Source organism: Methylobacterium platani (genome assembly GCF_001653715.1).
Classification (GTDB): Bacteria; Pseudomonadota; Alphaproteobacteria; order Rhizobiales; family Beijerinckiaceae; genus Methylobacterium; species Methylobacterium platani.
Genome location: NZ_LWHQ01000007.1, coordinates 79,185 through 104,022, shown reverse-complemented (window position 1 = coordinate 104,022; position 24,838 = coordinate 79,185). Strand labels below are relative to the sequence as shown.

At 73.7% G+C, this 24,838-nt stretch carries 30 protein-coding genes; 11 read left to right on the top strand and 19 right to left on the bottom strand.

Features of this window, described 5'->3' with window-relative positions; all coding sequences use genetic code 11:
* Nucleotides 1–10: 10 nt before the first annotated feature.
* Nucleotides 11–3,049 (bottom strand): PAS domain-containing sensor histidine kinase, encoded by a 3,039-nt coding sequence (locus tag A5481_RS03305; protein ID WP_048436770.1) that lies wholly within the window; start codon nucleotides 3,047–3,049, stop codon nucleotides 11–13.
* Between the two features lie 268 nt (nucleotides 3,050–3,317).
* On the opposite strand from A5481_RS03305, the gene A5481_RS03300 reads away from it, so the two are divergent.
* On the top strand, nucleotides 3,318–3,839 hold the full coding sequence (locus A5481_RS03300) for a phasin (protein WP_048436769.1): 522 nt from the start codon (nucleotides 3,318–3,320) through the stop codon (nucleotides 3,837–3,839).
* A 94-nt stretch (nucleotides 3,840–3,933) separates the two neighbouring features.
* Here A5481_RS03300 and A5481_RS03295 read toward each other — a convergent pair whose 3' ends face one another.
* Nucleotides 3,934–4,173, bottom strand: a complete 240-nt coding sequence (locus A5481_RS03295) for a hypothetical protein (protein WP_048436768.1) — start codon at nucleotides 4,171–4,173, stop codon at nucleotides 3,934–3,936.
* A gap of 157 nt (nucleotides 4,174–4,330) precedes the next feature.
* Here A5481_RS03295 and A5481_RS03290 point away from each other — a divergent pair, with 157 nt between their 5' ends.
* Nucleotides 4,331–4,642, top strand: coding sequence for a hypothetical protein (locus tag A5481_RS03290; protein ID WP_048436793.1), 312 nt, complete (start codon nucleotides 4,331–4,333; stop codon nucleotides 4,640–4,642).
* Between the two features lie 98 nt (nucleotides 4,643–4,740).
* On the opposite strand, the gene A5481_RS03285 is transcribed toward A5481_RS03290, so the two are convergent.
* The 4 genes from A5481_RS03285 to A5481_RS03270 all read right to left on the bottom strand — a co-directional run bounded on the left by A5481_RS03285 (nucleotide 4,741) and on the right by A5481_RS03270 (nucleotide 8,437).
* The gene (locus tag A5481_RS03285; protein ID WP_048436767.1) at nucleotides 4,741–5,418 is read right to left on the bottom strand and encodes a L,D-transpeptidase; all 678 of its coding nucleotides are present in this window, start codon (nucleotides 5,416–5,418) and stop codon (nucleotides 4,741–4,743) included.
* Between the two features lie 158 nt (nucleotides 5,419–5,576).
* Nucleotides 5,577–6,383, bottom strand: coding sequence for a transglutaminase-like domain-containing protein (locus A5481_RS03280; RefSeq protein WP_064503775.1), 807 nt, complete (start codon nucleotides 6,381–6,383; stop codon nucleotides 5,577–5,579).
* 151 nt (nucleotides 6,384–6,534) lie between these two features.
* A complete protein-coding gene (locus tag A5481_RS03275; RefSeq protein WP_048432587.1) occupies nucleotides 6,535–7,860 on the bottom strand; it encodes an Nramp family divalent metal transporter in 1,326 nt (441 codons plus the stop codon).
* Between the two features lie 88 nt (nucleotides 7,861–7,948).
* On the bottom strand, nucleotides 7,949–8,437 hold the full coding sequence (locus A5481_RS03270) for a nucleoside deaminase (RefSeq protein WP_048432586.1): 489 nt from the start codon (nucleotides 8,435–8,437) through the stop codon (nucleotides 7,949–7,951).
* 44 nt (nucleotides 8,438–8,481) lie between these two features.
* Between A5481_RS03270 and A5481_RS03265 the strand changes: the two genes are divergently transcribed.
* Complete coding sequence (locus A5481_RS03265) at nucleotides 8,482–10,488, top strand: pseudouridine synthase (protein ID WP_048432585.1); 2,007 nt, start codon at nucleotides 8,482–8,484, stop codon at nucleotides 10,486–10,488.
* A gap of 9 nt (nucleotides 10,489–10,497) precedes the next feature.
* The gene (gene rsmD / locus A5481_RS03260; RefSeq protein ID WP_048432584.1) at nucleotides 10,498–11,055 is read left to right on the top strand and encodes a 16S rRNA (guanine(966)-N(2))-methyltransferase RsmD; all 558 of its coding nucleotides are present in this window, start codon (nucleotides 10,498–10,500) and stop codon (nucleotides 11,053–11,055) included.
* On the opposite strand, the gene A5481_RS03255 is transcribed toward rsmD, so the two are convergent.
* On the bottom strand, nucleotides 11,045–12,043 hold the full coding sequence (locus tag A5481_RS03255) for a trypsin-like serine peptidase (protein WP_245238687.1): 999 nt from the start codon (nucleotides 12,041–12,043) through the stop codon (nucleotides 11,045–11,047). The two genes, rsmD and A5481_RS03255, sit on opposite strands and share 11 nt — an antisense overlap.
* A 275-nt stretch (nucleotides 12,044–12,318) precedes the next feature.
* Here A5481_RS03255 and A5481_RS03250 point away from each other — a divergent pair, with 275 nt between their 5' ends.
* From A5481_RS03250 to A5481_RS03240, 3 genes are all read left to right on the top strand, one after another.
* On the top strand, nucleotides 12,319–13,008 hold the full coding sequence (locus A5481_RS03250) for a hypothetical protein (protein ID WP_048432583.1): 690 nt from the start codon (nucleotides 12,319–12,321) through the stop codon (nucleotides 13,006–13,008).
* A gap of 118 nt (nucleotides 13,009–13,126) precedes the next feature.
* A complete protein-coding gene (locus A5481_RS03245; protein WP_245238686.1) occupies nucleotides 13,127–13,594 on the top strand; it encodes a Rap1a/Tai family immunity protein in 468 nt (155 codons plus the stop codon).
* 204 nt (nucleotides 13,595–13,798) lie between these two features.
* A complete protein-coding gene (locus tag A5481_RS03240) occupies nucleotides 13,799–14,119 on the top strand; it encodes a hypothetical protein (protein WP_048432582.1) in 321 nt (106 codons plus the stop codon).
* A 165-nt stretch (nucleotides 14,120–14,284) separates the two neighbouring features.
* Here A5481_RS03240 and flaF read toward each other — a convergent pair whose 3' ends face one another.
* Nucleotides 14,285–14,650, bottom strand: coding sequence for a flagellar biosynthesis regulator FlaF (gene flaF / locus A5481_RS03235; RefSeq protein ID WP_048432581.1), 366 nt, complete (start codon nucleotides 14,648–14,650; stop codon nucleotides 14,285–14,287).
* 182 nt (nucleotides 14,651–14,832) lie between these two features.
* On the opposite strand from flaF, the gene A5481_RS03230 reads away from it, so the two are divergent.
* The gene (locus A5481_RS03230) at nucleotides 14,833–15,087 is read left to right on the top strand and encodes a hypothetical protein (RefSeq protein ID WP_048432580.1); all 255 of its coding nucleotides are present in this window, start codon (nucleotides 14,833–14,835) and stop codon (nucleotides 15,085–15,087) included.
* 12 nt (nucleotides 15,088–15,099) lie between these two features.
* On the opposite strand, the gene A5481_RS34550 is transcribed toward A5481_RS03230, so the two are convergent.
* From A5481_RS34550 to A5481_RS03190, 9 genes are all read right to left on the bottom strand, one after another.
* On the bottom strand, nucleotides 15,100–15,243 hold the full coding sequence (locus A5481_RS34550) for a hypothetical protein (protein WP_167350035.1): 144 nt from the start codon (nucleotides 15,241–15,243) through the stop codon (nucleotides 15,100–15,102).
* Nucleotides 15,244–15,338: 95 nt separating this feature from the next.
* Nucleotides 15,339–15,659, bottom strand: coding sequence for a hypothetical protein (locus A5481_RS03225; protein ID WP_048432579.1), 321 nt, complete (start codon nucleotides 15,657–15,659; stop codon nucleotides 15,339–15,341).
* Nucleotides 15,660–15,832: 173 nt separating this feature from the next.
* Nucleotides 15,833–16,345, bottom strand: coding sequence for a metallophosphoesterase family protein (locus A5481_RS03220; protein WP_048432578.1), 513 nt, complete (start codon nucleotides 16,343–16,345; stop codon nucleotides 15,833–15,835).
* A gap of 85 nt (nucleotides 16,346–16,430) precedes the next feature.
* Nucleotides 16,431–17,420, bottom strand: coding sequence for an energy transducer TonB family protein (locus A5481_RS03215; RefSeq protein ID WP_048432577.1), 990 nt, complete (start codon nucleotides 17,418–17,420; stop codon nucleotides 16,431–16,433).
* Nucleotides 17,421–17,424: 4 nt separating this feature from the next.
* Nucleotides 17,425–17,901 carry a protein TolR gene (gene tolR / locus A5481_RS03210; protein WP_064503774.1) on the bottom strand — a complete coding sequence of 159 codons (477 nt, stop codon included), beginning with the start codon at nucleotides 17,899–17,901 and terminating at the stop codon, nucleotides 17,425–17,427.
* A gap of 67 nt (nucleotides 17,902–17,968) precedes the next feature.
* Nucleotides 17,969–18,661, bottom strand: coding sequence for a MotA/TolQ/ExbB proton channel family protein (locus tag A5481_RS03205; protein WP_064503773.1), 693 nt, complete (start codon nucleotides 18,659–18,661; stop codon nucleotides 17,969–17,971).
* Between the two features lie 37 nt (nucleotides 18,662–18,698).
* Nucleotides 18,699–19,241, bottom strand: coding sequence for a hypothetical protein (locus A5481_RS03200; RefSeq protein WP_048437724.1), 543 nt, complete (start codon nucleotides 19,239–19,241; stop codon nucleotides 18,699–18,701).
* 290 nt (nucleotides 19,242–19,531) lie between these two features.
* The gene (locus A5481_RS34545; RefSeq protein ID WP_197514131.1) at nucleotides 19,532–20,056 is read right to left on the bottom strand and encodes a photosystem reaction center subunit H; all 525 of its coding nucleotides are present in this window, start codon (nucleotides 20,054–20,056) and stop codon (nucleotides 19,532–19,534) included.
* Nucleotides 20,057–20,093: 37 nt separating this feature from the next.
* Complete coding sequence (locus A5481_RS03190) at nucleotides 20,094–20,498, bottom strand: response regulator (RefSeq protein WP_064503772.1); 405 nt, start codon at nucleotides 20,496–20,498, stop codon at nucleotides 20,094–20,096.
* Nucleotides 20,499–20,751: 253 nt separating this feature from the next.
* Between A5481_RS03190 and A5481_RS03185 the strand changes: the two genes are divergently transcribed.
* The 3 genes from A5481_RS03185 to A5481_RS03170 all read left to right on the top strand — a co-directional run bounded on the left by A5481_RS03185 (nucleotide 20,752) and on the right by A5481_RS03170 (nucleotide 23,857).
* Nucleotides 20,752–21,765 (top strand): WD40 repeat domain-containing protein, encoded by a 1,014-nt coding sequence (locus A5481_RS03185; protein ID WP_048437572.1) that lies wholly within the window; start codon nucleotides 20,752–20,754, stop codon nucleotides 21,763–21,765.
* Between the two features lie 2 nt (nucleotides 21,766–21,767).
* Nucleotides 21,768–22,034, top strand: coding sequence for a hypothetical protein (locus A5481_RS03180; protein ID WP_048437573.1), 267 nt, complete (start codon nucleotides 21,768–21,770; stop codon nucleotides 22,032–22,034).
* Between the two features lie 593 nt (nucleotides 22,035–22,627).
* The gene (locus A5481_RS03170; RefSeq protein WP_048437574.1) at nucleotides 22,628–23,857 is read left to right on the top strand and encodes a hypothetical protein; all 1,230 of its coding nucleotides are present in this window, start codon (nucleotides 22,628–22,630) and stop codon (nucleotides 23,855–23,857) included.
* On the opposite strand, the gene A5481_RS32120 is transcribed toward A5481_RS03170, so the two are convergent.
* The gene (locus A5481_RS32120; RefSeq protein WP_064503771.1) at nucleotides 23,781–24,113 is read right to left on the bottom strand and encodes a hypothetical protein; all 333 of its coding nucleotides are present in this window, start codon (nucleotides 24,111–24,113) and stop codon (nucleotides 23,781–23,783) included. The genes A5481_RS03170 and A5481_RS32120 overlap by 77 nt on opposite strands.
* A gap of 284 nt (nucleotides 24,114–24,397) precedes the next feature.
* The gene (locus A5481_RS03160; protein ID WP_048436460.1) at nucleotides 24,398–24,820 is read right to left on the bottom strand and encodes a metallopeptidase family protein; all 423 of its coding nucleotides are present in this window, start codon (nucleotides 24,818–24,820) and stop codon (nucleotides 24,398–24,400) included.
* Between the last annotated feature and the right edge of the window lie 18 nt (nucleotides 24,821–24,838).

Sequence of the window (24,838 nt, the reverse complement as noted above, 5' to 3'; positions counted from 1 at the left end):
CGGCGATAGGTCAGGATTCGAGCACGCGGGCGGCCGGGAACAGCACCTCGACCAATGTGCCCTCGCCCTTGCGGCTGGTGATCGTCAGCGAGGCGCGATTGGCCTCGACGAGCGCCCGGGTGAGCGGCAGCCCGAGGCCCGTGCCGCCGCCCCGGCGCTGGGCGGTGGCGATCTGCCGGAACGGCTGCAAGGCCGTCTCGACCTCCTCCGGGCTCATGCCGATGCCGGTGTCGCGCACCCGCAGCGCCACGCCGCCGCGGTCGGTCGCGGCCGTCGACACGATCACCTGCCCGCCCGCATCGGTGAACTTGATCGCGTTCGAGATCACGTTGAGGGCGGCCTGGCGCAGGGAGCGCTGGTCGGCCAGCACCGCCGGCAGGCCGGGGGCGAAGCTCGTGCGCATCACCACCCGCTGGCGCGCGGCCTGGGGCTGCATCAGGGCGACCGAGGCCGCCACGAGGTCGTTGAGGCCGAGACCCGCGAAGGCGAGGTCGAGGTGCCCGGCCTCGATCTTGGCGAGGTCCAGCAGGTCGTTGACCAGGCTGACCACGTGCTCGCCGGAGGCGCGGATGTCGCGCAGGTAGTCGCGGTAGCGCTCGCTGCCGACGGGACCGAACTGCTCCTCCAGCATCACCTCGGCAAAGCCGGTGATGGCGTTGAGCGGCGTGCGGACCTCGTGGCTGATCGTGGCGAGGAAGTCGGATTTCTGGGCGCTGGCCCGCTCGGCCTCGCGGCGGGCGCGCACCAGCTCGGCCTCGGTGCGGCGGACGCCCGAGACGTCGCGCAGGACCGCGGCGACGCGGCGCTGCGGCCCGCTCGCCACCGGCGCCAGGGTGAGCACGAGGGGCAGCGGCCCCTCCGCCCCCTGGGCGATCACCTCCTCGGCCGGGGTCGCGACGTTGCCGGCGCTCGCCCGCAGCAGGGCGGCCTGGGCCGCGGGCCGGCTCTCGAGGGAGAACAGGCCGGTCAGGGACGCGCCCGCGACCTCGCGCGGATCGACGCCGAGCAGATCCTGCGCGCCGCGGTTCATGCCGATCACCCGGCCCTCCTCGTCGAGCACCACCACCCCGTCGGTGACCGCGTCGAGGATCGCGGTGGTCTCGCGCAGGTGCGCGTCGCGATGGGCGAGATGGGCCTCGGCCGCCGCCAGCGACTGGGCCGGGTCGGCATCCGGCAGGCGGCGGATGGTCAGCAGGCTGGCGGGCGCGCCGTCCCACTCGACCACCCCGACGGTGACGCCGACCGGCACCGAGCCGCCGGTGCGGGTCGTGAGGGCGACCGGGGCGCCCTCGCCGGCGCCGGCCTGCGCCGCCGGGTCGCGGCCGCGGAAGATCACCCCGGGCCCGCCCGCCTCCGCCAGGGCCTCGAGGGTGTCGTAGCCCGCCAGCGCCAGCAGGTGGCGGTTGGCGAGCAGGACCTCGTCGCCGCGATGGACCAGGAGCCCGATCGGCAGGCGCTCGACGAGCCGGGCGAGCGCCGATTCGGCGCCGCGCTCGGGCAGGCGGGCGAGGGCGTGGCCCTGGCCCGACACGCCGCGGAACGGCGTCACGGCGCCGCGATGCACCGGGCCGGAGGGTGCCGGCGGCACGGCCTCGGCGCCGTCCGGATCGCCGGCGAAGCGGGCGCCGAGCGCCCGGGCGATCTCCCGGAAGGCGGCGTGCTCGTTGAGGGACAGCGCCGCGCCGCGCGGGCCGTCCCCGGCGGGCTCGTCGCCGGACGCCGCGGGCGCGGCCTCGTCGGCCGGCGCCTCGGAATCGGGCCCGGGCTCGGGCCGGGCCGGCGCCCCGGGCGATTCGGACCCGGAATGCCGGCGATCGGCCGCGCGGCCCTCGCCCGGCTCGTCCCCGGCCCGCCCGCCGTCGCCGTCCTGCCGGTCCGGCGCCGGGGGGGCCGGCGGGCTCGACGGCGGCCGGGTACCGAAGCCCCAGCTCATGCCGAGATGCGCGAAGGGCGCCGCCATCAGGCCGGCGAATTCCGCCATCGTCGCCCCGGCGAGGGAGGCGAGGTCGCGCGGGTCGCCCGTCTCCTCCGGCGTTGCCGCCGCGAGGGCCGGCGAGGCGGCAAGAGCGGAGGCCGGATCGGGGGCCGGATCGGAGGCGAGGTCGGGCACGGCGTCCGTCGGCGCCGGTCGCCCGACGGCGATCACCGCCGCGGCGCGCTCGCGCAGGGTCGGGCGGGGCGGCTTCGGCTCGGCGGGCTCCCGCCGGTCGGCCGCCGCGGCGACCCGGTCGGGGTGGATCACCCCGAAGCCGCTGAAGCCCGCGAAGGCACGGCCGGCACCGAGCCGCGGCGCCCCCGAGAGGTCGACGGCGACCGCCTGCCGGGTCCCGGCGAGGCGCCAGCGCACCGGAACGGCCCGGAAGGTGCGGCGCTCCGCCAGGGCCTCGGCAAGGCCGGCTTCCGCCTCGACCGGGCCGGCGAGGAGATCGTCCCAGCTCAGGCCGACCGGCGCGGCGCCGACCGCATCGGACAGGGCCGCCGTCGCCTCGACGAGGCAGCCGCGGGCGTCGCTGCGCCACAGGAAGCGCAACGAGGGCGCCGGCGCGGCGGGAGTGGCAGCGGGAGTGGAAGCGGCGGGATCCGGGGCAGCGGCGGCGTCGGGAGACGCGGGCGGCGCGGGATCGGGCTCGGCGGGCGCGGGCGCCGCGGCCGGCGCGCGGCGCGGCCGGCGGACGGGGAGCGGGTCGAGGATCGCGACGGCGAGGCCCCGGCTCCCGTCCGGCAGCGCGGCGGGCAGGCAGGCGCAGAGCAGCGGCGGGGCGAGGGACCCGGCGAGGCGCAGGCGCTCGAGGCGCGGCTGCGCCGTTCCGGGGGGCAGGCCCAGGGACCCGCGCAGCTGCGCCGGCAGGCCGAGGGCCGGATCGAGGACCCCGTCCGCATCGGCGATCGAGCCGCTCAGGGATTCGGCGGCCGGCGAGGCGTGGAGCAGCCGCGTCGCAGCGCCGTCGACCAGCAGGAAGGCCCGGTCGGGTCCGGCGATCCGATGCCCGAAGGCCGGAACGGCCCGCAGGGCCTCGATCGTCGTCGCGTAGAGCACGTCCCGACCCACAGCCTCTCCTCAAGCGCCCCGCGCTGCACCGGTCCTCCGCGAGGACCGGACCTACCCGTCCTGCTTTAAACCAACTGACCCCATCCCGCACCGGCACGAAATGCGCAGTCGCAGCGTTATGTTGCCGTCAACCTTAACGCCCCACGGAAAGGTGGCATTTCCCGCACGGCATGCTATTGTGCGGTGCACAATACGTGCCGAGCCCCATAAAGTGCCGGGACCCCCGCGTGCCGCGCCGTGGGTCGCGACCGACAAAGAGGAGACGAACATGACCCAGACCCCGAACTACGAGATCCCGACCGAGATGCGGGACTTCGCGGAGAAGAGCGTCGAGCAGGCCCGCAAGGCGTTCGATTCGTTCATCGGCGCGGCGCGCAAGACCGCCGACACGCTGCAGGGCTCGGCCGAGATGGCCCGCACCAACGCCCAGGAAACCTCGACCCGCGGCTTCTCCTTCGCCGAGCAGAACGTGAACGCCGCGTTCGACCTCGCCCAGAAGCTCGTGCGCTCGCGCGACATCCAGGAGGCGATGCAGCACCAGGCCGAGTTCGTGCGCAGCCAGTTCGCCGCCATGCAGACGCAGGCCCGCGAGTTCGGCGGCCTGGCCCAGAACGCCATGCAGCAGAGCGCCGAGAACGCCAAGCAGGCGATGCAGCAGGGTGCCGAGCACGCCCGCAGCGCCATGCAGCAGGGCGCCGAGAACGCCAAGCAGGCGATGCAGAAGGGCGCCGACGCCGCCCGCGGCGCTGCCGACCATGCCACCAACGCCGCCAAGGACGCCGCGTCCTGAGGCGCGCCCGGCCCGCTCCGGCGGGCCGCAAGGCACCCGGGACGGGGACGCCAGGGCAAGGCCGCGCTCCTGCGAGGGGCGCGGCCTTTCTCGTTCAGACCACGTCCGGTGCCGGGCCGCGATGCAGAGGGCCGATGCCGACCTCCAGCTCGTCCAGGTCCTCGTCGGGATCGAGGTCGCGCGCGCCCGCGATGTGGGGCGGCGGGTCGACGGCGCGGATCAGCCGGACGATCTGCATCGCCCGGTCGGCGCAGTCGGGCGCGATGCGGGCGATGTCCTCCGCGAGGTCGACGACCGCGTCGAGGGTGCGTTGCCACTGGGCCGAGGTGGTCACGGCGGATCTCCCGAGGCTCGGACGACATCATGGCCCGCGTCCCGCGATTTGCCGGACCGGACCGGTTCGGCTACCGATGCGGCGCCCGGGGGCCCGTGGAGGCGTTCGCCCGCGCGGCGTCCCGCAGGGTAACCTCCCGCCACAGAGGAACGCAATGATGCGAGGGTTCGTTCGCGCCGGCCTGTCGTCGGCCGTCCTGTTGGTCGCGGCCCTGAGCGGCTCGGCTCACGCCCAGTACTACCGCGAGGACACGCCGCCCGGCTACGGCTACGACCGTTACGAGCGCCCGGCCCCGCGGCGCGCGGTCGGCTACAATTGCGACGCGGTGCAGCGCGGCTTCACCGGGCCGCAGCCCTATTCCTGCCCGCTGCCGGGCCCGCGCCCGCTCGGCGCCCGCTGCTTCTGCGACGTGCCGCTCGCGAGCTTCAGCGCGCCGCAGCCGCCGGCCCCGGGCAGGGTGGTGCCGTAACCGGGCAAGGGCCCGGCACCCGAGCCCCCGTCCCGACACGACGAGGGCCGCCCGAGGGCGGCCCTTTGCACTGCGATCGAAGCGGCCGCCGGCCGTTCTCAGTTCAGCACCACCACCTTGGCGCCGACCTTGACCCGCGAGTACAGGTCGGTGACGTCGTCGTTGGTCATCCGGATGCAGCCCGAGGACACCGCCTGGCCGATCGTGTCGGGCTCGTTCGAGCCGTGGATGCGGTAGAGGGTGCCGCCGATATACATCGCGCGGGCGCCGAGCGGGTTGTCGATGCCGCCGGCCATGTAGCGCGGCAGGTCGGGGCGGCGGGCCAGCATCTCCTTCGGCGGCGTCCAGGACGGCCACTCGCGCTTGGCGGTGATCGTCTTGGTGCCCGACCAGGTGAAGCCCGGCCGGCCGACGCCGACGCCGTAGCGCAGCGCCATTCCGTCGCCCAGCACGAGGTACAGCCGGCGCTCGGCGGTCGAGACCACGAGCGTGCCCGGGGCGTAGCCGCCGTTGAACGGCACCAGCTCCCGCGGGATCGGGGCGACCTGGGCCTGCTCGGTGCTGCCGGCGGCCTGGCCCTGGCCGTACTGGCCCTGGTACTGACCCTGGCCGTAATAGCCCTGCGTCCGATAGCTCGGCGCGTCGTAGGGCTGGCCTGCGTAGTAATCCTCGCCCGGGTTGGCATCGAAGGGATCGTAGGGCGCAGCCTTGGCCGGCGCCGAGGCAAGCACGCATACGCTCATAACGCCCGCCAGGGCGGCAGCGAAGATCTTCATGGCCGGAGCCTTACCTCAGCAGTTACCTTTGCTGTACAATGCTGTCCCGGCTCAGTGGTTCCCGGTTAAAGCGACGCTTATCGCGAAGCTGGAGTACCGAGCGTGGCAGGAGCGTTCACGTTCGGTTGACCGGACCGGCGGCATCCGAGCGTTCGCCGTCAGACCACCTCGTCGGTATGGACCCGGAACCCCGCCAGCAGCGAGGGGCCGAACTGGGTCGAGATCGCCACGTCGGTGGCGTCGCGGCCGCGGGCCATGACGATGCGGCCGATCCGCGGGCGGTTGTGGCGGGCGTCGAACGTGTACCAGCGCCCACCGAGATAGACCTCGAACCAGGCCGAGAAATCCATCGGGTCGGGCACCGCCGGCACGCCGATATCGCCGAGATAGCCGGTGCAGTAGCGCGCCGGGATGTTCATGCAGCGGCAGAAGGTGACGGCGAGGTGGGCGAAGTCGCGGCAGACGCCCTCGCGCTGGTTGAACCCGTCGAGGGCCGAGCGGGTGGCATCGGCGCGCTGGTAGTCGAAGCGGATGTGATTGTGGACGTAGTCGACGATGGCCTGCACCCGGGCCCAGCCCTCCGGCGTGTGGCCGAAGAGCTGCCAGGCGGTGTCCGACAGCTTGTCGGTGTCGCAGTAGCGGCTGGCGAGCAGGAACGGCAGCACGTCGTCGGGCAGGTCCTGGACCGGGTGCTGGATCGCGTCGGGAGCGTAGTCGTCGACCTCGCCGCTGTCCTCGACCAGGCAATCGGCCGAGAACGTGATGCGACCGCCGGGCGCCGTGACGCGGGTGCAGAGATTACCGAAGGCATCGACGAACTGATGCGCGGGGACCGGCGGATCGATGGTCATGGTGTCGGGCGTGATCAGGTCGTGTGCCCGCGACGGATGCACGTTGAGCATCAGGACCATCGGGGTCGGGCCGGGCGTGTCGAAGGCGATCGAGTAGCCGGTGCGGATCTTCATCGTGGCGTCCAAGCAAATCAAAAAGCGTGGTGCCTCAATTCTCGAATCGCGCCGATGTTCCGAGTTGTCGGCCAGTTCGGCGCACGATCGGCGCCCAAATGTTGTGCAGGCGCCACACCTTTCGGCTGGCGTCTGCTTCCTGACATCCGCGTCACCCGCCGGCGACGGTGTCGACGAGGAGCTTCAGGTTCAGCGCGACGATCACGGCGGCGATCGTCCAGGACAGGATGGTCAGCCAGGCCGGGATGACGAAGGCGCCCATCTTGCGCCGGTCGGAGACGAAGCTCACCAGCGGGATCACCGCGAAGGGCAGCTGCATCGACAGCACGACCTGGCTCAGCACCAGGAGCCGGGCGGTGCCCTGCTCGCCGTAGAGGCCGGTCACCACCACCACCGGCACGATGGCGAGGCCGCGGGTGAGGAGGCGGCGCGCCCAGTCCGGCAGGCGCAGGCGCAGGAACCCCTCCATCACGATCTGGCCGGCGAGCGTCGCGGTGACGGTGGAATTGAGTCCCGAGGCGAGCAGCGCCAGCGCGAACAGCGTCGAGGCGAGCCCGATCCCGAGCAGCGGCGAGAGCAGGGCGTGGGCCTCCTCGATCTCCTGCACGCCGGTATGGCCGCTGCCGTGGAAGACCTTGGCCGCCATGATGAGGATCGCCGCGTTGACGAACAGCGCCAGCGTGAGCGCGATGGTCGAATCGGCCACCGCGAAGCGGATCGCGCTCCGCCGGCCCGCCTCGTCGCGCGGATAGGCCCGGGTCTGCACGATCGAGGAATGCAGGTAGAGATTGTGCGGCATCACCGTGGCGCCGAGGATGCCGATGGCGAGGTAGAGCGCCGCCGGATCGGTGACGATCGTCGTCGAGGGCACGAAGCCGGCGAGCACCGCGCGGATCGGCGGCGCCGCCATGGCGATCTGGACCGCGAAGCACAGGAAGATGATCGTCAGGAGCGCGATCACGAAGGCTTCGAGCGCGCGAAAGCCCCGGCGCATCAGCAGCAGGATCAGGAGCACGTCGAGCCCGGTCAGCACCGCGCCGAGGAGCAGCGGCAGGCCGAACAGGAGCTTCAGGGCGATGGCGGTGCCGATCACCTCGGCGAGGTCGCAGGCGATGATCGCCGCCTCGCAGGCGAGCCAGAGCGCGATGCCGACCGGGCGCGGATAGGCGTCGCGGCAGGCCTGGGCGAGGTCGCGGCCGGTGGCGATGCCGAGCCGGGCGGCCAGGGCCTGGAGCACCACCGCCATCAGGTTCGAGAGCAGGATGACGGCGAGAAGCGTGTAGCCGAACTGCGCCCCCCCGGCGATGTCGGTGGCCCAGTTGCCCGGATCCATGTAGCCGACCGAGACCATGTAGCCGGGGCCGAGGAAGGCCAGGAGCCGGCGCGGCCAGGAGCCGGTGGCGCGCACCGGCACGCTGGCATTCATCGCCCCGAGGCTCGGTTCCGCCGCCCCGGCGCCCGCCCATCCGTCCCGCATCCGCCCGTGCTCCCCCGCGCCCGGTCGCGCCGGACCGGTTTATATAGCCACTGCTATATTGATTTGAGAAGGCTGAATTCGAGGGCGGTCAGGCGCGCCGGTCGCGAAAAAAATCGCGCAGCAGGGCGGCGGCCTCGCGCTCGCGAAGGCCCCCGTAGACCTCGGGGGCGTGGTGGCAGGTCGGCTGGTTGAAGAAGCGCGGCCCGTGCTCGACGGCGCCGCCCTTCGGGTCGTCGGCGGCGAAGTAGAGCCGGCGGATGCGCGCGAAGCTGATCGCGCCGGCGCACATCGCGCAGGGCTCCAGGGTGACGTAGAGGTCGCAGCCGGTCAGGCGCTCGTCGCCGATGGCCGCGCAGGCGGCGCGGATCGCCAGGATCTCGGCGTGCGCCGTCGGGTCGCGGTCGGCCCGGGGGCGGTTGCCGGCCACGCCGAGCACGACGCCGTCCCGCACGATCACGGCGCCGACCGGCACCTCGCCCCGCGAAGCGGCGTCCCGGGCGGCGTCGAAGGCGAGGCCGAGCGGGTCCGGACGGAAGGCCCCGCCTGCCGGCGGCCCCCCCCTTGCAAAATCGCCCATCGGTTCCACTCGCTTCGCCTAACCCCGTCTGGTATCAGGCGCGCATGAACGACATCAACGACGACGAGACCGGGGCGCCGCAGCAGCGTCACGGACGGGACGAGGCATCCGCGGGTTCCGCGGGGGGGCAGGCCTCGAGCAAGCGCGCGGGCGCCGCGAAGCCGGCGGCCGCCGAGCCGGAGCCGGAGCGCATCGCCAAGGCGATCGCCCGGGCGGGCGTGGCCTCGCGCCGCGACGCCGAGGCGATGATCGCCGAGGGCCGGGTGACGCTGAACGGCCAGCGCCTCGATTCGCCGGCGGTGAACGTCACCCCCGACGATCGCATCACCATCGACGGAGAGCCGCTGCCGACCCGCGAGCGCACCCGGCTGTGGCTGTTCCACAAGCCCCGCGGCGTCGTCACCACCGCCCGCGACCCCGAGGGGCGCCAGACGGTGTTCGACGTCCTGCCCGAGGACATGCCCCGGGTGGTGGCGGTCGGCCGGCTCGACATCAACACCGAGGGGCTCCTGCTCCTCACCAACGACGGCGGGCTCGCCAAGGTCATCGCCCATCCGGAGACCGGCTGGCTGCGCCGCTACCGCGTGCGCGCCTTCGGCGACGTCGACCAGGCGATGCTCGACGGTCTGCGCAAGGGCGTGACCATCGACGGGATGGAGTACGGTCCCGTCGAGGCGACGATCGACCGGGCGCAGGGCGACAACGTCTGGCTGACGCTCGGCCTGCGCGAGGGCAAGAACCGCGAGGTCAAGCGGATCCTCGAGCATCTCGGCCTGTCGGTGAACCGGCTGATCCGGCTCTCCTTCGGGCCGTTCCAGCTCGGCGAGCTCGAGGTCGGGCTGGTCGACGAGGTCCGCACCCGGGTCCTGAAGGACCAGCTCGGCAACAGCCTCGCCGAGCAGGCCGGCGTCGACTTCACGAGCCCGGTGCGCGAGCCGATCGCGGCGTTCGGCTCGCCGAAGGCCGCCGCCCGCAAGGCGGCCCAGGAGGCCGGTTTCCAGGGCGGCGCCCGCGGCCGCGATCCGGCCCGGCCGCAATTCGGCAAGCCGCCCGGCGCCCCGGCGGCCCGCCGCGCGCCCCCGGCCCCGCCGCGCACGGTCTGGCGCGACCCGGAGGCCGAGGCGGCGGGCGCCCTGCCGAATCGCGGCCGGGTGCATCGCCGCGGCGACAGCCCGCAGGAGATCCGCGCCGCCACGGCCGACGCGCCGCGCAAGCGCGTCGGCGCCATCGCCAGCGGCGACCGCCGGGTGCTGGTCGAGCGGCTGGTGGCCCAGCCGCAGGAGGAGGCGGCCCCGCACCGCCGCACCAAGTTCCGCGGCGGCGAGGGGGCTCCCGAGCGCGCGCCCCGCGGCGACGACCGCCCGATGCGCCGCGACCGCGACGGCGACGCCCCGCGCGGCGGCGCCAAGGCCGGCCTCGCCGACGACGGCGGCCGCGGCCGCGGCTTCGGCCGGCCCGGCGGACGCCCGGAGGGCGGCGGCAGCCGCTCGTTCGAGGGCCGCTCCGGCGGTGGCGGCCGTTCCTTCGGCGGCGGCGAAGGCCGCTCGTTCGACAAGGGCGGCGGTCGCTCGTTCGGCGGGCAAGGTGACGGCCGAGGCGAAGGCCGCTCGTTCGAGGGCCGCTCCGGCGGTGGCGGCCGCTCCTTCGGCGGCGGCGAAGGCCGCTCCTTCGACAAGGGCGGCGGTGGCGGTCGCTCGTTCGGCGGGCAGGGTGAGGGTCGCGGCGAAGGCCGCGGCTTCGGCGGCGAGGCCCGCGGGTCCGGCGGCCGGGGCGGCGAGGGTCGTTCGTTCGCCGGCAAGCCGGCGGGCGGCAGATCGTTCGGCGACAAGTCGTTCGGCGGCAAGCCGGGCGGCAAATCGTTCGGCGGCAAGTCGTTCGGCGGCAAGCCCGGCGGCGGCTCCTTCGCGGGCCGGGGCGAGGGTCGTCCCGGCGGCGGCGGCGGCGGCCGGCCGGGGGGCAAGCCCTTCGGCAAGCCCGGCGGCGGCTTCCGCTCCGGTGGCGGCGGGGGCAAGCCCGGCGGGCGTCCCGGCGGCGGCCGGCCGCGCGGCTGAGCCTGACCGATGCGGATCGTTGGAGGTGAGTTGCGCGGCCGCGGCCTCGCCGGGCCGCGCAGCGACGCGATCCGGCCGACCTCGGATCGCCTGCGCGAGGCGATGTTCAACGTCCTGAGCCACGCCTACGACGATCCGGTCGAGGGCGCCCGCGTCCTCGACCTGTTCGCCGGGACCGGGGCGCTCGCCTGCGAGGCCCTGTCGCGCGGCGCCGTCTTCGCCCTCCTCGTCGACGAGGGGGCGGAGGCCCGCGGCGTGATCCGTACCAACCTCGACACCCTCGGCCTCGGCGGGGTGACGCGGCTGTTCCGCCGCGACGCCACCCGCCTCGGCGCGGCGCCGCCCGGCGAGCCGTTCGGCCTCGTCTTCTGCGACCCGCCCTACGGCCGCGACCTCGCCCCGAAGGCGCTCGCCGCGGCCCGGGAGGGCGGCTGGCTGACGGACGGCGCCCTCGCAATCGTCGAGGAAGCGGCCTCCGCCGCCCTCGCTCCTCCGGCGGGCTTCACCGAGCTCGAGCGCCGGACCTACGGCGACACCCAGGTCGCGTTCTGGCGCCTCACGGCCTGACAGGCCCGTCGACCGTCCTCTTGCCGACCGCCTCCTTGCCGCCCTCCTTGCCGACCGCCTCGTCGAGGGCGCCCGCGAAGCTGCCGGCGGCGACGCCGACCCCGCTCGCCGAGCGGTAGGCGTTGCCGACCCGCGTTCCCGCCGTCACCGCGGTGTGGATGCCGACGAGGGCCGCCGTGCCGTCCGCGTCGAGGACCAGCACCGGCGCGCCGGATTCGCCCGACATCGATTCGCACAGGTCGCTGAGCATCCCCGTCGCGGGCGCGTCGATGCGGACGGCGCAGCCGCGGTGGATCACCGGCAGGTAGGGCCGGTCGGCGGCGTAGCCGGCGAGCGCCACCACGGTGCCGGGCCGGCTGCCCGGCAGGTCGGCATCCGGCAGGACGAGCCACGGCACCGGCTTCGGCGCGAGAGGCTGGCGCAGGGTGAGGATCGCCCAGTCCCGGCCGATCATCGCCGGCGCGATGCCTGCGCGACCCGGTCCCGCCGCCGCCCGCAGGTCGATGCCGGGGGCGAGGCGGATGGCCTCGACCTCGGCGGTGCCGGCATTGAGGTCGCGGGCCTGGCCGGCGACGAAATGGACCTGATGCGGCCTGACCCAGTCGCCGAGGCGGGCGTCGAACAGGCAATGGGCGGCGGTCAGCACGTGGCGCGGCCCGACCAGGGTGCCGGTGCAGTGGCTGCGATGGGCCGGTCCCTGCACCACGTTGACCCGGCCGATCGCCGTGAACGGCCAGGCATTCGGCTCCATCGGCACCCGCTTGTCCGGCGGTGGCGCATCCTTCTCCGCCTGCGGCGCACTCTTCTCTGCCTGCGGCGCACTCTTTCCTGCCTGCGGCACACTCTTCCCTGCCTGCGGCGCTTGCGCCCTCGCCGTCACGGCGAGCCCGAGCCCGAGCCCGAGCCCGAGCCCGAGCCCGAGGGCGACGAACGCTCGGATCGGCCCGCTCCGGCGAGGCGGCGACGTCCTCATCTCACGTAGCGTCATCGTCTCTCCCTCGGTCCCGGCAGTCCGCGTCCAGTGTTCGAGCGTCGACCCTCAAGACGAAGGCCAAAGCAGAGCGTGTCGCGCCCGCCGTCCGGGTCCGCCCCGCATCTCCCCGGGCCGCGACTCATCCGATCGGAGAGGTCCGGGCGAGCCACGCTCATAAATTGTTCATCTATGGCGCGAAGGCCGGAACTGGCAGGCTGCCGTCGAGGTTAAACGGCCGAGTACCAGTACAGACATCCCACACCCACCGTCACGCTCACTGGAGGGGCTCCATGCCGCTGCACCAGACCCTGCCGGCTGCCCGGCTGCGCGCCATGCTCCTGACGGTGACGTCGGGCTGCCTGCTGATGGCGTCGAGCGCCGGGGCACGAGCGGCGGACGGCGACGGTCTCGATTTTCTCCGGCAGATCTTCTCGTCCCCGCAGCAGCAGACCTACGCGCCGGCGCCGGTGGCCCAGCCCTACGCCGTCCAACCCTACGACGCGCCGGTCCGTCACCGGGTGAGCCGGCGCAATCGCCTCGCCGTCCAGGCCCGCGCCCTGCGCGGCCGCACCCGCTACGTCGCCCTGCCGAAGGCCGACGCGAAGCCCGAGAAGGCCGACACCAAGCCGCTCGCCCTCTCGGTGTCGCCGCTCAAGTCGCTCGATGCCCGCACCGCCCTCCTGCGCGACCCGACCCTGCGGCCCGGCGACATCGTCATCATGCCCGAGGGCCCTCGGGTGTTCCGCGGCGACCCCGATTCCGACCGGCACAAGATGGCCGACTTCCAGGATGCGAGCCGCCCCGGCGTGGTGGCGGCCAAGACCCGCAAGGAGCTGCTCGCCATGACGGCGCCGATCGGCGCGCTGCCGGCCGATGCGGCGCGCCGGCTGATGGCGCAGTACCAGAAGGCCGGCCCGATGACGGTGTCGACCCCCCGGGTCGAGGCGACGCTCACCCGCGTCGTGTACCCGGCGCGCTGAACCGCCCTGCGGCAACGAGGGTGTGACTGACCGGACCGGAAGCGGGGCGGCGCGCGGCGCCGCTTGCTAGGATGGGGTGGGCCGCAGGCAGGCGGCCTGCCGCGTCGAGTCAGTCCGCATGTCGATCCTGAGCAGGTTTACCGATCGCGCGTCGTCCATCGTCGCGAGCCTGCGCATCCCCGACCGTCCCCCTGTTCCCGGCCTCGCCGTCATCCTCGCCCTGGCCGGCGCGGCGCTGCTGGCGCCCGGGCCGGCGCGCGCCGCGGACGGCGCGGTGCTGGTGGCGCAGTGCAAGAGCCTCCTGCGCGGTGCCAAGGTGCGCGGCGACCAGGTCGAGTTCCGCCAGGATCCCGAGACCGTCGGGTGCTGGGCCTTCATGGCTGCGATGCAGGACCTCGTCGGCGTCGCGGAGGTCGCCAACCAGCCGCCGATCCTCGGCGCCTGCCTGCCGCCCGACGGCAACCGGCTGCAGCTCGTGCGGGCGGTGGTGGCCTATGGCGGCGCCCATCCTCCGGCCCTGCGCGAGAAGGCCGGCGTGCTCGCGCTGCTGGCGCTGCGCGATGCCTTCCCGTGCCGCAAGGAGTGACTTGCACCGGTACAGCTTTCGCGCGCGCGCTCCAGGTCGATCGTCGCGCTCGCATCGCTCTCGCCTGAAAAAGGTTCCCGGCAATATTTCGTTCGGCCGCGCTTGCGCCGGGCGATGCGCTCCATACTCTTAACGGGTAGCAGGGGCGAGGGGCTGCGACGGCACCGCTCTTCGTCCCGCGACCTGTTCGATCGGAGGATGAGCATGGCCAAGGCCGACAGGCACAACATGGGTCCCGGGGCGCAGGGCAAGGGCTCCGGCACCGGCGCGATGACCGAGCTGCCCGAGGGCATCCTCGAGGAGAACATGGTCCTGAGCAACCGCGACAAGGCTCAGCACGGCGCGGCGCGCGGCCTCGACGGCAAGCACGTCCAGACCGAGCAGTATCACGACCACGCCGCCAACCGGCGCAACTTCGACCAGACCCTGCCGGACCGGGCCGAGCAGAATACCAGCGGCCTCGAAGCCCCGATGACCACCGCCTCGGGTGACGACAGCTCGCTGCGCAGCCAGCAGAAGTCCTGACCGACCCGTCCCCGGTATCGTCGATGCGGCCCTCGTTCCGCCCGGGACGGGGGCCGCTGCGTGGAGGGAGCGGCGGCCGGCGGCCTCTCGGTCGGGGCGGCTCCGGGTCTCCGGTCGTGCCGCATCGTCTCTCGACGAACCGGCACCCGCTCGTCGGACACTGTCCTAGGGAGTGCCGCGCAGGCCGCTCGCCAGCTCGCGGTTGATCCGGATCAGGGCGGTCAGCTTGTCGGCGGTCGGCTCGATCATCGCGTCCAGGGTCCGGCTGAACACGAAGGCGCCGAGCCGGGCCATCGAGGTCTTCAGATCCTCGGGCAGGGGCGCGTCGGGCTCGGTCGCCGCCGTGGAGAGCAGGGTCCAGACCTTGCGGTTGAAGCCGAGCGCGTCGTTCAGCGTCGTCTGTTGCGCGTCCCAGTTGTCCTGGATGGTCTGCAGGCGGGCGGCCGCCTTGATCAGCACCGCCGCTTCCGCCTCGCGGGGTGTCAACGCCACCTGCGCCGTCCTGGCGTAGGCGTTCGCCGCGTAGCTCATCGTCTGCCTCTCCGGCGGGCCGGTGGAACGGCCCCGGGGCAGGTCTGCCATCGATTTGTTAAGCTTGAGTTGTGAAAGAGGGGCGACGTCGCGGCATCGGGCCGGCCCCGCCGCGGGGAAACTGTCCCGTGCCCGGGCTCCGCCCTCAAACCGCTACGATGTCGGCGCAAGGACCGGCCGCTATGCTGAACTTCCTCCTCGGCGCCGTCGCGGGCGCATTGATGGCCGCCGTCGCGACGGTCGCGGCCCTGCGCAATCCGGACGTGCAGGTGAGGATGGGCCTGGTGCGGCCCGAGCCGGTCACGATCCAGACGCGGCGCCCGGAGCCCGTCTGCCCGCCCCCGGCGGCGCAGACGCATGTGCAGGCGGGAAGCCCGCAGGTCGGCCAGCCGGACATGCTGTTTGCCCGGCGCCGGTTCTGGTCGGTGGCGCCGTGAGGCGCGCCGGCCTCAGACGCTGCTGAGGAGAAGCATCACCACGGTCGTCGCCGCGGTCGAGCCGAGGAAGCCGCACAGCGCCGCCGTGAACGAATGCGCACCGGCGGCCGGGGCGGAGAGGCGGGACTCGGACGAGGTCTGGCTGGCGCTGGTCATGGCGGATCTTCCGGTCTGGCGCGCCGATGCACGGCGGCGCCCGGTGAGAGCAATGGGTGAATTTCGGGTGAACCGGTGTGCGCTACGGCACACGCTCAGTCGCAGCGGAAGAAGCGCTTCTCCTGACGGACCGACCGCAGGGCGCTCTTGAGGTCGACCGAGGCGACGCCGAGGCCGCACTCGTCGAGACGGTCGCGGGCATCCTCGTAGCGGTCCTCGGCATCGCCGAGATTGTCGCAGACCCGGTCGCGGTCGCCGATCCGGGCGTCCTGGCGGGCCTGGAAGCGCAGGGCGCCGGCCTCGTCGATCTTGCGCTGCGCCCCGATGCAGGCCGGCTGCGCCAGGGCCGGGCCGGCGAGGAGCAGGACGGCGGCGGCGACGGGCCAGCCGAGCGGGAGACGACGCGGTGTGGTCATCGCTGAACTCACGAACTGATTGGGGGTCCGAAGCTGCGGCGATCTACCTCAGGGACGAGGGTAGAAGCCAAGCTTGCTTATCATGACCGAGGAACGTCTTCGGCGCCCGGGGGGTTCCGCGCAAAACTGCTCAGATGCTCGGCAGGCGCTGGCTGCGGGGCGAGCGGGCGCCCTCAGGCGGCGCCGCGCCGGCGCCGGGTCGCGCGGATCGTCTCGAGCGTCACCGGGCGGAATTCCCAGGCATCGACGCCGACATCGTATTGCCGGGTCGCGGGCTTGAGCTTGCCGTGGGAATGGCCGTGCAGGTTCACCACCCCGCGCCCCATCCGGTTCCAGGTCCGGAAGGCGTAGTGGCACAGGACAAGGTGCTGCCCGTCGACGTCGATCTCGGCGTAATGCGCGACGCTGCGCCAGTCCGGCGCCGTCAGCGTCGCCGGCCCGTCGTTGTTGCCGACGATCAGGTGCTTGTGCCCGTGCAGCCCCGCCAGCAGGGCGAGGACCCGCTCCGGCGGCGGCCCGAGGGCGAAGTCGCCGAGATGCCAGACCGTGTCGTCCGGCTCCACCACGGCGTTCCAGGCCTCGACGAGCGCGGCGTCGTGGGTCGCGAGATCGGGGAAGGGCCGGCGATCGATCCGCAGCACGCGCGGGTCGCCGAAATGCGTGTCGCTGGTGAAGTAGGTGGTCATGCGCCGTCCGGTCGGTCGCCCGGCGCGCGCCGGGCCGCCGACCGGAAATCCCGTCCCGCCGCGGAGTTCCGCGGCGACCGCTCGCTCAGTTGAACCGCACCGGCAGGGTGAAGCTCTGCTGGGCGCCGGCGAACTCCGCCGGGGCCGGCGGCAGGCTGCCCGAGGCCGCCGCGACCGCCGCGGCGTCGATGCTGCCGTTGCCGCTGCTGCCGGCGAGCGAGGCGCCGAGCACCCGGCCGGACCGCGAGACGGTGAAGCGAACCGTCGCGGTGCCGCTCGCCCCGACGCTGCGGACCCGTCCCTGGATCGCCCCGCGCACCATCGCGCCCCAGGCCCGGGCCGCGTTGGCGCTGGCGGCCGCCGAGGCGCCGCCCTGGTTCATCTGCGACGCGGAGGCCGCGGCGCGGCGCTGGCGGGCGGCCTCCATCCGGCGCTCGGCCGCCTTCTCGGCCTCGCGCTTCACGTCGCGCACCGGCTTCGGCGGCGGCTTCCTCGCCTCGACGGGCTTGGGCTTCTCGACCGGCTTCGGTCGCTCCACCGGCTTCGGCTTCGCCACCGGCTTGGGCACCGGCACGGGCTTCGGCTCCTGCACCGGCCGGGCCGTCACCGCGGCCGGCGCCTCGGGGTTGGTCGAGGTGACGACCTGCTCCTCGGGCTCCTGCACCGCCTCGGTCACCGGCTCGGGCGGCTTCTCCACCGGCACCGCTTCGGCCGGGACGGGCTCGACCGGGGTCTCCTGCGGCGCCTCCTCGGCTTTCGTCTCCGGCGGCGGCGTCTCGACCGGCACGGTGTCGGCGGGCGGCTCGGCCGTCGGCACCGTGGTGGGGGTGGTGGTGTCGGTCGGGGTCGGCGTATTCTCGACGTCCTGCGCCTGGGTCGGCACGTCGACGGCCGCCATGTCGGGCGCGAGATCGATGGTGATCTCGTTCTCGCCGGGCGGGGTCGGCGGGCTGCGCCAGTAGGTCAGGGCGAAGAGGCCGCCGGCGTGGAGGGCGAGCGCCACCAGGAAGGCGAGGCCGAGGCCGGTTCCCGGCTCGCGCGGCTCCGGCGCGTCGGTCGTCACGGTCTGGCTCATCGGGCTATTGCGGCGCCGGGGCGGGGGCCGCGGGGGCCGCCGCGCCGCCGGTGGGGGCGTTGGCGATCAGCGAGACCTTGGCGAAGCCGGCCTGGCCGACGAGGCCCATCACCTCCATGACCTTCCCGTAGGGCACGTCCTTATCGCCGCGCACCAGCACGGTCTGGCCCGGATCCTCGGCGGCGGCCTGCTTCAGGCGCGCCAGCGCGCCGTCGGCCGGCAGCGGCTCCTTGGCGAGGAAGGCCTGGCCGTCCTTGTCGATCGAGACCACCACCGGCTTCTTCGATTCGGCGCTCTTCGCCGCGGCGGTCTTCGGCAGCTGCACCGGCACGCCGACGGTCATCAGGGGTGCGGCGACCATGAAGATGATCAGCAGCACCAGCATCACGTCGACCATCGGGGTGACGTTGATCTCGGACATCGGCGCGGCGTCGAAGCCATCCTCGTCGCCGGCGCCGGCCTGCACCGGTCCCATACCCATCTGGCGGGCCTCCGGCCGCCTGCCCGGCGGGGCAGGGGCTGTCTCATGCGTTGAACGGAAGGGCGACTTACTCGGCGGCGGCGCTGCGGGCGTGGTGGCCGCGGTCGCGCGCCAGCCGGTTGCCCAGCACCTGGATGCCGGCGACGAAGGCCGACTGCACCTTGCCGAGGTCGCTCGAGAACTTGTTGTAGGCGAGCACCGCCGGGATCGCGACCACGAGGCCGATCGCGGTGGCGAACAGCGCCTCGGCGATGCCCGGCGCCACCACCGCGAGGCTGGTGTCCTGGCTCTTCGCGATCGACGAGAACGAGTTCATGATGCCCCAGACCGTGCCGAACAGGCCGATGAAGGGCGCCGCCGAGCCGGCGCTGGCCAGGAACGGCAGGCCGATCTGCAGCCGCTTGAGGTCGAGGGTCAGCGCCGCCCGCATCGCGCGCTCGATGCGCTCGCGGCGCTCGGCCCGGGTCTCGCTCGAATCCTGGTCGCGCCAGGCCTCCTGGGCGGCGGCCACCACCCGGGCGGACATGCCCGAGCGCGCCTCCGGCATGCCGCCGCTGGCCACAAGCCTGGCGAAGGACCGGGCCTGCCGCCGTGCGCCGGCGATGCGCACCAGCTTCTCGATGATGATCGTCCAGGAGACCAGCGAGGCCAGGACCAGGAGGATCATCACCCCCTTCACGATCGGATCGGCCTGCAGGAAGAGGCCGAGGAAGGAGAAGTCGTGGCCGGCAGTCGCGGCGGGCGCGGTGGTCGGATCCATCTCGGCGGTCTCCGGGAGGTGAGGAAGGAGGAGGCGGTCAGCGCACGAACGGCGCGGCGCCCTTGGCGGAGGACGGCTCGATGCGCTCGAGGCAGGTTTCGCGGGTCAGGTCCTGGCCCTCGCAGGCCGTCACGTCGTTGAGCAGCACCCGGCCGACCTGGTTGCAGGCGGTGGGGGAGATCTCGAACTGGCGCAGGGCCGTCTTGCGGGCGGGGACCGGGCCGAGCTCGACCACGCTGCGCTTCTGCACCACGCCGTCCGGATCGAAGGCGTAGAGGTCGAGGCGCAGGGACCGGATCGGGCCGCCCTTGCCGTTCTCGACCATCATCACCGCCTTGCAGGTCTCGCCGGCGGTCTCGAGCTTGTTCAGCTCGACGCGCAAGGGGGCGCCGGTCCCCTGGGTCACGGCGGCCGGGGTGACGGCAGCGGGCGCTTCGCCCTGCTTGACTTCAGCCGGCTTGGTCTCGGCCTTGGCCGCGACGGGAGCGAGCAGCGCCAGCGACAGAGCGAGGCAGGAGGCCGCCTCCGGGGCGATGCGGCCGATGCGGGCCCGGGACCGGGTGAACCCTCGCGTGAGCACGTCTGGCGACTCCTCTGGGCGCGGCACGGCCGTCAGCGCGCGGGCCGGCCGCCCGCAGGGGCGACGGCGCGACGCCATCCCGGCTCCCGCTTCCGTTCGTCTGACAAAGCCGGCTTCGGCCCGGGATCCCGAAGATCGGGAGCCCGGGCCGCCGGCATGGACGAACTAGCGAGAGGAGGGGGCCGGATCAAGGCCGCCCGCGAAACTCAGAGGAATTCCAATCTGTTACCGCGATCGTCGACGGGGGTGCCGGGAACATCCGGCAAGCCCCGTTTCCACGTCGTCCTCACCTATTTCTTCGGCTCGGGGGCGGTGGCGGGCGCCTTCACTTCGGGAGACTTGCTCTCGGGCGACCGGCCCTCGTTAGGCTTGGATTCGAGGGGCTTGACCTCGGGCGCCTTCGGCTTGCGGGCCTGTTCGACGGCCTCCGCCTTCTCCTCGTCGGTGTCGCCGCCCTGGTCGATCGCCCGCTCCGGGTCGGCGGCCAGCCCGCGCAGGACCGTCAGAACCTGCGCGCAGACCTTCGGGTGCTTGTAGGCGTCGAGGATCACGGCGGCGTCGCGCAGGGTGCGCAGGTCGCGCACCGCCTGCTCGTTGGCCGGCTTCTGCAGCGCGGGCGACCGGGCGATCACGTCCTCGAGCTTGAGGCCGACGATGTCGCAGGCCGCGCTCGGCGCCGCGGCGACCGGCGCCTCCTTGGCGGGTGCTTCCTTGGCGGGCACGTCCCTAACCGGGGCGTCCTTGGCCCCGGCCGTGAGGGCGTGGCCGGCGAGGAGGACGGCCATCAGGCCGGTCAGGACGAAGGGCGGGCGCATCGGTGTCGGGGCTCCGGCGGGGTTGGGGGAGGGCGGGTCAGTGCCCGAGGATGCGGTTGGCGAGCGCCACGATCTGACTCGGGCGGTACGGCTTGGGAACGAACACCGAGTCGGTCACCGCCTCGCCCTCGCGCAGGGTGTGGCGGCCGCCGGAGGTGTAGACCACCGGCAGGCGCGGGCAGTGGCGCCGCGCGTCGCGGGCCAGCGCCACCCCGTTGGTGTTGCGGGCGAGGTCGATGTCGGTGAACAGCATGTCGATCCGCTCCGCCTGCAGGATGCGGCCGGCCTCGACCGCGTCGGCGGCGGTGAGCACCCGGTAGCCCTCGTCGGCCAGGGCCTCGGCGGCGATCTCGCACACCATCGCCTCGTCCTCGACCACCAGCACCGTTCCCCAGGGAAGGGCGGCAGGCGGCACCATCGCCGCAAAGGCAGACTGGATCATGACGCAACTCGCTCCAGGAGGATCGGGGCCGCCGGGCGCTCCGGCGACGGTTCGAGGGAAGAACCACGGGAAGCGGGGCGGTGTTCGGGCCCGGTCGGTCAAATTGACTCGGTGTGGTGAGCGAAGCCTTAACCCTGCGGGACGGGCGGTTAACCGGGGCCGGAACCGGCGCCGCCCCGAGATGCCGGCCCTTGCGCACCGGGCCCCCGTGTGACAGGCCCGCCCTCGACTGAAGAGGTTCACAGGAAGAGCGATGAGCGCCACCGCCGCCCCCTCCCTCACGCAGCAGGTCACCGGGATCGCGGCCGGCGCCCACGTCATCGCCGCGCACTGGCTCGGCCGGACCCTGGCGCTCGCCCTCGGCGACGGCGCGGTGCTGCTCGTCGCCGAGGACGGCGCGACCACGCGGGTCGAGGCCCATCCGGAGGCCGGCATCCTGGTGGCGGCCGGCGACGCCAAGCGGCTCGTCACCGGCGGCGACGACGGCCGGGTCGTCGCAATCCGGGCTGGGGGCGGCGTCGAGGAGATCGCGGCGGCCAAGGGCGGCGCCTGGATCGACGCGCTGGCGCTGCATCCCGACGGCGGCGTCGCCTATGCGGCGGGCAGGCGCGTCGTCGCCCGCGACGCCAAGGGCCGCGAGAAGACCTTCGAGGCGCCCTCGACCGCCCGCGGCCTTGCCTTCGCGCCCAAGGGCTACCGGCTCGCGGTGTCGCATTACGGCGGCGCCACCCTGTGGTACCCGAACCTCGACACGGCGCCCGACGCCCTGACCTGGAAGGGCTCGCACATCGACGTGACCTGGTCGACGGACGGGCGCTTCGTCATCACCACGATGCAGGAGAACGCCCTGCACGGCTGGCGCCTCCAGCCCGATCGCGGCCACATGCGGATGACCGGCTACCCGGCCAAGGTCCGCTCCTTCGCCTGGTCGTCGGACGGCGACTGGCTGGCGACGAGCGGCGCGGAGGCCGTCATCGTGTGGCCGTTCGACTCCAAGGAAGGCCCGACCGGCAAGGCGCCGCGGGAATGCGGCGTGCGCCCGGCCCGGGTGTCGCGGGTGGCGTTCCACCCCAAGGCCCCGGTCCTGGCGGCGGGCTACGAGGACGGCTGCGTGCTGCTGATCCGCTTCACCGACGCCTCCGAGCTCCTGGTGCGCCCGGCGGTGCGGGGCAGCGCCGTGACGGCGATGAGCTGGCATCCCGGCGGCGAGCACCTGGCCTTCGGCTGCGCCGACGGCCAGGCCGGCCTCCTCGACCTGCCGCGCTAACGATGGGCCTCCTCGGCGCCTTCCGGAAGCGGGCGTCGCCGGACGCCGCCGCGCGGGCCCGGGTGGCCGACCTCGCCCGCCGCCTCGGCGGCCTCGGCCCGGAGGTGACGGTGACCGTGAGCGAGATCGTCTGCGCCGACCCGGCCTGCCCGGGCACCGAGACGGTGATCCTCGTCATGGCGCCCGGCACTCGCCCGCGCGCCTTCAAGGTCGCGAAGGCCCTCGACGACGTGACCGAGGCGGACGTGGCGGCGGCGCTCGGCGCCTGATCCCGGCGGCCTCACACGGGCCGCGGGACGGCACAAGCTTCGCCGCATATGCCTCGGAGCGCCCCGGGGCGGTCTGCGGCGGCCGACGATCCATGAAATCCCGACGCCCGAATCGCCGGTTGCCGCGAGGTCGTAACGCTCATGCTCTCGCGCCGAACCACCTTCCGGACCGGCCGGCATGGGGGAGCCGGGTATACGCGATCCGCTTCGATCTCGATACCGAGGCGCCAGTATCACACGGCATCCTGGCAGAATGGCTGCCGGGACATCGCCCGGGTGCCGGAGCGCCACGGCTTCGACCGGCAGCAGCGCCGTCTGTTTCGGCAATTCTCAGGTCGACCCGGTGCGCCGCGTCCCGGCGATCCAGGACGTGGCGCAGGAATGCCCGTGGGTCCGGGCCGCGGTGGTCGACGTCCGGATGCTGCGGATCGAGGGGAGCAACGACCTGGTGCCCGCCCTCCGGCCGATGCCTCGAGGGCCCGACCGCGCCGCGCCCGTCCTCAGTGTTGCGCCCCATCTACAGCTAAACGGCCGCCCTCTCGACTAGGAGGGGGAACGGCCCCGTTTCGGCGCCGTCATCCGGATTGGCCGCCATGCCGCGCGCGACGTCGCCCACCCCCGATCCCGCCGTCGACGCGGCGGCGCTGCTGCGCCGCCTCGCCTTCTTCGGATTGACGGTGGTGATCCCGGTCACCGCGCTGGTGTCGCGGCGCAGCGTGGTGATCCTGGCACCGATCGGCATCGTGCTGCTCATCATCGCGGCCGCCCTCGACGGCGCCCAGCGCTCCCTCGGGGCGGGGCTCACGCGCCTCGGCGGCGCCCGGGCGATCCTGGCCGGCGCCCTGCTGCTCGGCTGGTGCGCCCTCTCCCTGGTCTGGACCCCGTTTCCCGGCCCGGCGAGCGAGCGCCTGCTCAACCTCGCCGCCACGGTGGCGCTGACGGTCGCCGGCTACCTGGCCCTGCCGGACCGGATGCGCTCGGCCAACCTCTACCTCCTGCCCCTCGGGGTCGGGGCGGCGGCGATCGGAGCGGTGCTGCTCGGGCTGTTCAGCGGCGCTTCCCTGCGCGGCGGCTTCGAGGACGACAGCGCGCTCGAGCGCGGCGCGATGCTGCTCGCCCTGCTGCTCTGGCCCGCCGCCGCCTGGCTGCGCTCGCGCCGGCGCGACATGGAGGCGCTCGGCCTCGCCGTGGTGGTGGCGCTCGCGCTGGTGCTGGCGCCCGGGCCGGTGCCGCTGCTCGCCCTCGCCTTCGGGGCCGCCGCCTTCGCGCTCTCGGCCTGGCGCCAGGGGCTCGGCGTGCGGGTCACGGCGGGAGCCGCGGCGGGCCTCGTCGCGCTGGCGCCGCTCCTGCCCTTCCTCCTGCGCCCCGTTCTGACGCCGCTGCTCGGGCCGCTCCACCCGTCGATCCTGGCGTTGAAGGCCTGGCAGCGGGTGGTGACGGGCGAGCCGCTGCGCCTCATCACCGGCCACGGGCTCGAGACGGCCCTGCGCGGCAAGGTGATCGGCATGCTGCCGATCAACGCCCCGGCCTCGCTGCTGTTCGAGATCTGGTACGAGCTCGGCATCGTCGGCGCCTTCGCGGCGGCCTTCGTGCTGTGGAGCGGCATCCGCCATTCCGGCCGCGAGCATCCGGTGCTGACCCCCGGCGCGATGGCGACCGCCGCCACCGCCTTCGCCTCCGCCTGCCTCGGCATCGGCACCACGGCGAGCTGGTGGTTCACCAGCGTCACCGTGGTGGTGCTGGTCTTCATCGCCGTGGAGCGGGGCCAGTTCCGGACCAGCCGGCCGAAGGCGAGTGCCCTCCCGCCGCGCAGTGCGGCGTGACCGGAGCGGTCCGGCCGTCGAGCCACAGGCGGGCCGCGTCGAGGGTCGGGAAGGTCGGCGGGCGCGGCTCGCCGGCGACCCGCCCGAACCCCGCCTCCAGGAACCAGTGCCGGCCGACGCCCAGCTCGCCGTGAAGCTCCGGGTCGAGCAGGGTCAGGACGCCGATGAGGCGCCCGTCGCGGTAGGCCAGGCGGCCCTCGCTGTCGGTGCTGCCGGTGTCGACGAGGATGGGAGCGAGGGTGATGGCGGCGGACATGTTCGTTTCACGGTGACGAGGGGGGCGAGGATCTATTGCCCCCGATAGGATCGCGCCCGTGCGCCGGCAATCGCATCACTGTTATACTGCCCCCGAGCATATATGAATCGGCCGGGCCCGGTTCCGGACGGAATAGGAAGCCGAAATCAACGGCTTAGAGCGACACGGCGTGGCGATGCGAGCCGGTGTCGCCATAGTTCGCCAGGACTATGCCCCGGATGGCCGGCCGGCGCGCGCGGGTGTGGAGGCCTCATGCCCCGGCGGGTTCGCCGCGGGCGCCGGGCTCACTCCTCGGCCGCCGCCTCGATCGCCGCCATGTCGTCGTCCGAGAGCCCGACATGGTGGCCGATCTCGTGCACCAGCACGTGGGCGACGAGGTGGCCCAGGGTCTCGTCGTGCTCGGCCCAGTAATCGAGCAGGGGCCGGCGGTAGAGCCAGACCATGTTGGGGAACTGCCCGGTGGCGAGGCTCGGGGCACCGCCGCCTTGCGCGAGGCCGATACCGCGGAACAGCCCGAGCAGGTCGAACTCGCTCTCGCAGCCCATCTCCTCCAGGGTCTCGTCGTCGGGAAACTCCTCGACCCGGATCACCACGCCCTCGCACAGGGCCCGGAACGCCTCGGGAAGCCGCGCGAAGGCGGCCTCGGCCAAGGCCTCGATGGCGGCGAGGTCGGGGGCCCGCAGGCCGGTCCAGTCGGTGTCGGGCATCGGGGCCTCGGAGCGCGG